Here is a 4,350-nt window from a genome sequence, read left to right as displayed (position 1 = left end):
GCGCGGGCGGCCCTGCAACCCCAACCAGCGATGCCGCCCGCGCTGGCGCCACGACCATCATTGCACTAACAATCAAATTGGACCCGTCCGTGGGGGCCGATCACGATGATCATGTCCACCATCGGATGTCCGTCGACAATTGGCGTGAGGCAGTACAGCGGGGACCGAGAAGCCTTGTAACAGTCGAAAGCCTCTTCGAAGTAATCCGTGACGTTTCCAAGGCGGTGAGCGGCGCGCCATTCCTCAGGAGTAAATGATCGTCCTAGGGAGAAGCGATGGGCAGTCTTAAAGTCTTTATCCACGCGTGAGCGAAGCAGGTTCAGCTTTTCGACATCTGTACCATTACAGCGGATTGGTTGAACGCCGTATTCTGTAGCCACGCCGTCTTGAAAATAGACAAAGATATTAAAGATTGTTTCGGTCATGGCATCTACCACAGCCCAGTTCTGTATTTCACCTCCGCGAGACTAATCTAGATCAGCACTGACATTAAAGATGAGATCGAAAGATTGGTGGGCTTATCCCGCTCCTAAACCCGCACGTTCGCGGTCTCGCCCGCCCCATTCGACACATACTGTATCGCCATGCGGATGAGCTCGGGCAGGTTGCGGGCGCCGAGCTTCTCCTTGAGCAGGGAGCAGCTGTTTGCCACCGTCTTGTAGCTGACGTTGAGCTCGGTCGCGATTTCGCCATAGGCTTTGCCTTCGGCCAGCAGGGTCAGAAGCTGCAGCTCGCGTGGTGAGAGATTGCCATAGGGGCCCGCGTCGCGGCGGGGGCCGAGCATCGCCACCTGCACCGCAATTTCGTGATTGAGGTAGGGCTTTCCGGCCCGCACCGACTGGAAGGCTGCGAGCAGATCGCGGGGGCCGGCTTCTTTCAGCACATAGCCCGTCGCGCCCGATTCGAGGGCGCGGCTCACGATATGCGGGTCGGTGTGCATGCTGAGCACGAGGATCGGCACGCGGCTGTCGTGCCGGCGCATGCGGCGGATGAGATCCAGGCCGCCCAGGCGGTTGCCGTTGAGGGCGAGGTCGACGATCACCGTGTCGGGGCGGCTGCGCAGGAACTGGCGGTAGCCGCTGATTGCGCTACCCGCTTCAAGCACCTCACGCACGCCCGCATCCTCCAGAACCCTTCGGCATCCCTGCAGGACGATCGGGTGGTCATCGACAAGCAGCACACGGTTCATGACGGCCCGCTCCCTTCTTCATCCTGTCCGTCCGGTGTTACCCGTCTTCGATTGTCATCTAGCGGAATGGAAATCTCGAGGCGAGTCCCGCGTCTCTGTTCAACGACCGTCAGGGTGCCGCCAAGGGCGCGCACGCGCTGGTCCATGCCGGAAAGGCCGAAGCCCCACGGCGTGTCCGGCGGCAGGCCGCGGCCGTTGTCCCCGACCGACAGTGTCAGCAGGTAGGATGCCGGCGCGCCGTCATCGGCACTGTCTGCCCGGCGCTCCTCCAGCTCCACGACGATCAGGCTCGCGCCGCTGTGGCGCTTGGCATTGGTGATGCCCTCCTGGATGCAGCGGTAGACGGTCAGATCGATGCTGTCACCGTAGGTGGGCGCGAGCGCCCCGACGTTCAGCGCGATCTTGGGCGTAGCATCGACCCGCTCGAAATCCTTGATCAGGCCGGAGACTAGTTCGGCGAGGGGCACGTGGCCCAGTGCCATCGGGCGGATGCGGCTCAGAAGCCGGCGGTTCAACAGCTGGATCTGGTCGGCGATCTCGCCCAGCGTGCGCAGGCGGTCACGCATCCGGTCGCCCGGCCCGGCCGGCAGGTCCTCCACCACCTGTTCGAGCGAGGCAATGTTGGCCTTGAGGCCGAAAAGGCAGGGGCCCAGCTCGTCGTGCAGCTCGGTGGCGATGTGGCGGCGCTCGTCGTCCTGGACGCTGACCAGGCGGCGCGTCAGGCGCTGGTTGTTTTCCCTGGCGGCAGCCAGCCGACCGGCCAGCGCATTGAAGCGGTCGGTGATGTCGGCAAGCTCCGGAACGCTCGGGCGGGACAGGCGGTGCTGGAACTGTCCCTTTTCCAGTTCCTGCAGGCCCTTGCCGAGGCTGGTGAGCGGCTGCAGGACGCGCCCCAGGGCGACATAGAGGATTGCAGCAACGGCGATCACGAAGACGAAGAAGATGCCGGCCAGGTTCTTGCTGTTCTCCCAGACTTCGGCGATCTCGTCGCCGGCATGGCCGATCAGGACAACCGCGCCGATGTAGCGTCCGCCAACACCGATTCGCATTTCCCGCCGTACTTCCGGAACATGGATGAGCCGCGTGAACCAGGCGGGCACCTCACGCGCGCCGTCGTCGATGGGCGTCGCGTTCTGCATGGGCAGCAGCGACATCCAGCCGCCGCCGAGGCCGGAGACGAGGGCGCGGACGTGGCGCAGGCCGGAAAGTTCCCGCGTCAGCATTGCGAGGACGGCAGGGGCGGGCGCCTCGGGCGGAACGCGCTCGACCGCCTCGCGAACGAACCGCTCGGCAAGGTGCATGGACGCGGTTATCTCCACCTGCGCCGCGTGCCGGGCATTGTAAATGGTCGCCACGGCGGCAACCGCGCCGGCGACGATGGTCGCCAGGAAAAAGACGGCAAGAATGCGCCAGCGTAGTGAAATCCGGTGCCACAATCGCATCCTGTGCGGGAGCGGAGAGGAGATGCGGGCGGGCAGGCCCGCCACGGGCGCGGACACGGTCTGCCGCCCGTCGGGCTCATGCGATTGCCACGCAGCGATTTCGGTCACTCTCCATCCCTTTGACTGCACTCGCGCGCCACGACGGGCTGCGCAAACGGCGGCCCTTCCGCCCGGCCGGATGAAGGCGCCTCCAGGCGCGCTCCTGACCACGCACAGGACCGCACTCCATTGATGCTGCGGAACGCTTGTCCGGCAGCATGATAATCTCCCTTAACATTATCCTCGTCCACAAGCGGACAATTGGCAACGGTTCCGGGAACTTTTGCCATTCAAGTTGCGCAGGACTTCCGTAGCGCGGCGCCATGGATCAGCCTAGGATGCACCTGCATTCGGCACCCCAAAGCCTATTGCGCACACGCAACCCGGAGACGTCCTGACTGCCTGCTCCCGCCCCCAACCCAGGCAGTCGGGACGTCTCGATTCTTTCTTGGCTGATCGAGAGCGTTCTCCGGGAGTTCCCCGCGCCTGACGGATTCCTTCGCGCAATTTCCTCTCCACAACGAATGAGTATCAGACCGCACGCACTGGCGTTTCTGTCGAGCCGCCCGGCCACATGTCGGGGCCAGTTTGTCGCGCGGTTGAGATGCGCGGCAGCCGTTACGCGTCGTCCGCTCCTCGGGAAGGTGACTGAGGTCTGCCCCGGAACGCACCGAGCTGGAGGAATGACGTCGGAAGGGATGGGGGGGGGCATGCGGCGCCGCTGAGAAGCGGACGCATCATCAGTCGCGCCCAGCCAAGGTGGCGGACGCGACGATGTGATCCAAAGCAGTCAACAGGCGTAAATCAGTGGCCGCGGAACTGGGACGGTTGCGGCATGGCCGGCGTGCGCAGGGTCACGCGCAGATTGCGGCTGGCCGACCGCGCGCCATTGCCATCGGCCAGAAGTCCATGGGCGCGGGCAAAGGTCAAAAGACCACGATAGGCATCCGCGTGGTGCGCCTTGTTGGCAAGAGCCGAGAAGCAGGCCTCCAGCGCACTTTCATACAAGGGGCCTTCCTGCGTGGGGCAGGACAGCAGAAAATCGAACGCATCCTTCGGAGATCTTATCTTGACGACGTTGCGGCTGGCGCAGCGGACGTGGATAGGCAAATCGAAGGGTGCAGTCTGCATGGGGGAACTCCTTGATGACCGATCCAAACGTTCTGCCTCCTCGAAAGTTCCATAGCTTTTCTTTCGTCCCCACCATCCGGATGGTGGGGCGGGACATTTGCCTTATGTAGGAGACCTCTTTCGCATTATGGAGTCCTGAACGCTGAAGGCCTGCGGCCGGAAGGCGACTGGAAGGAGGGGAGGAGCGGGGCCGCGGCACGGCAGCGCACGCAATGGCGGGCGGGGAGGGCAGGCGCGACCGCAGGAAGCTGTGCATATGTCCTGCTGGGAAAACGAACTCATCCGCACTATATTGAAGCACCCGGCTGAAATCCGTGGCCGGGCGGAGAGGCGTAGGGCTTCCCATAGCGGAAGCGTTACAGTTAAAAGGGCTTGTCTTTTTGCGGCTTTCCAGCTATCGCCGCGGCACTGCAACCCTAATTTTGTCGCCTGAGGAAGAATTCGCACATGGCCAAAGGTAAATTTGAGCGCACGAAGCCGCATGTGAACATTGGCACGATTGGTCACGTTGACCACGGCAAGACGTCGCTGACGGCGGCGATCACGAAG

Annotated in this window: 5 protein-coding genes; 1 reads left to right on the top strand and 4 read right to left on the bottom strand. The window is 63.2% G+C overall.

Annotated features, from left to right (window positions below; translation table 11 throughout):
* Positions 1 to 65: 65 nt before the first annotated feature.
* The 4 genes from ABD906_RS09985 to ABD906_RS09970 form a co-directional block, all read right to left on the bottom strand.
* Entirely contained in the window at positions 66 to 425 is a 360-nt protein-coding gene (locus tag ABD906_RS09985; protein WP_345099274.1) for a hypothetical protein, read from the bottom strand.
* Between the two features lie 104 nt (positions 426 to 529).
* The gene (locus ABD906_RS09980) at positions 530 to 1,189 is read right to left on the bottom strand and encodes a response regulator (protein ID WP_345099273.1); all 660 of its coding nucleotides are present in this window, start codon (positions 1,187 to 1,189) and stop codon (positions 530 to 532) included.
* Entirely contained in the window at positions 1,186 to 2,739 is a 1,554-nt protein-coding gene (locus ABD906_RS09975) for a histidine kinase (RefSeq protein ID WP_345099272.1), read from the bottom strand. Before ABD906_RS09975 ends, ABD906_RS09980 begins: the two co-directional genes overlap by 4 nt.
* A gap of 735 nt (positions 2,740 to 3,474) precedes the next feature.
* A complete protein-coding gene (locus ABD906_RS09970) occupies positions 3,475 to 3,801 on the bottom strand; it encodes a DUF982 domain-containing protein (RefSeq protein ID WP_345099271.1) in 327 nt (108 codons plus the stop codon).
* Between the two features lie 447 nt (positions 3,802 to 4,248).
* Here ABD906_RS09970 and ABD906_RS09965 point away from each other — a divergent pair.
* A partial coding sequence (locus tag ABD906_RS09965) for a GTP-binding protein (protein ID WP_245464554.1) occupies positions 4,249 to 4,350 on the top strand: 102 nt, incomplete at its 3' end.

It is taken from the genome of Chelativorans composti, assembly GCF_039541695.1.
In the GTDB taxonomy this organism is placed as follows: domain Bacteria; phylum Pseudomonadota; class Alphaproteobacteria; order Rhizobiales; family Rhizobiaceae; genus Chelativorans; species Chelativorans composti.
Note: the sequence above shows the minus strand (reverse complement) of the source record. Positions and strands in the feature narration are given on the sequence as shown.

Bases quoted from the DNA above. Each gene is read 5' to 3' on its own strand.
- ABD906_RS09985 (WP_345099274.1), bottom strand. From the start codon at position 425: ATGACCGAAACAATCTTTAATATCTTTGTCTATTTTCAAGACGGCGTG.
- ABD906_RS09980 (WP_345099273.1), bottom strand. From the start codon at position 1,189: ATGAACCGTGTGCTGCTTGTCGATGACCACCCGATCGTCCTGCAGGGA.
- ABD906_RS09970 (WP_345099271.1), bottom strand. From the start codon at position 3,801: ATGCAGACTGCACCCTTCGATTTGCCTATCCACGTCCGCTGCGCCAGC.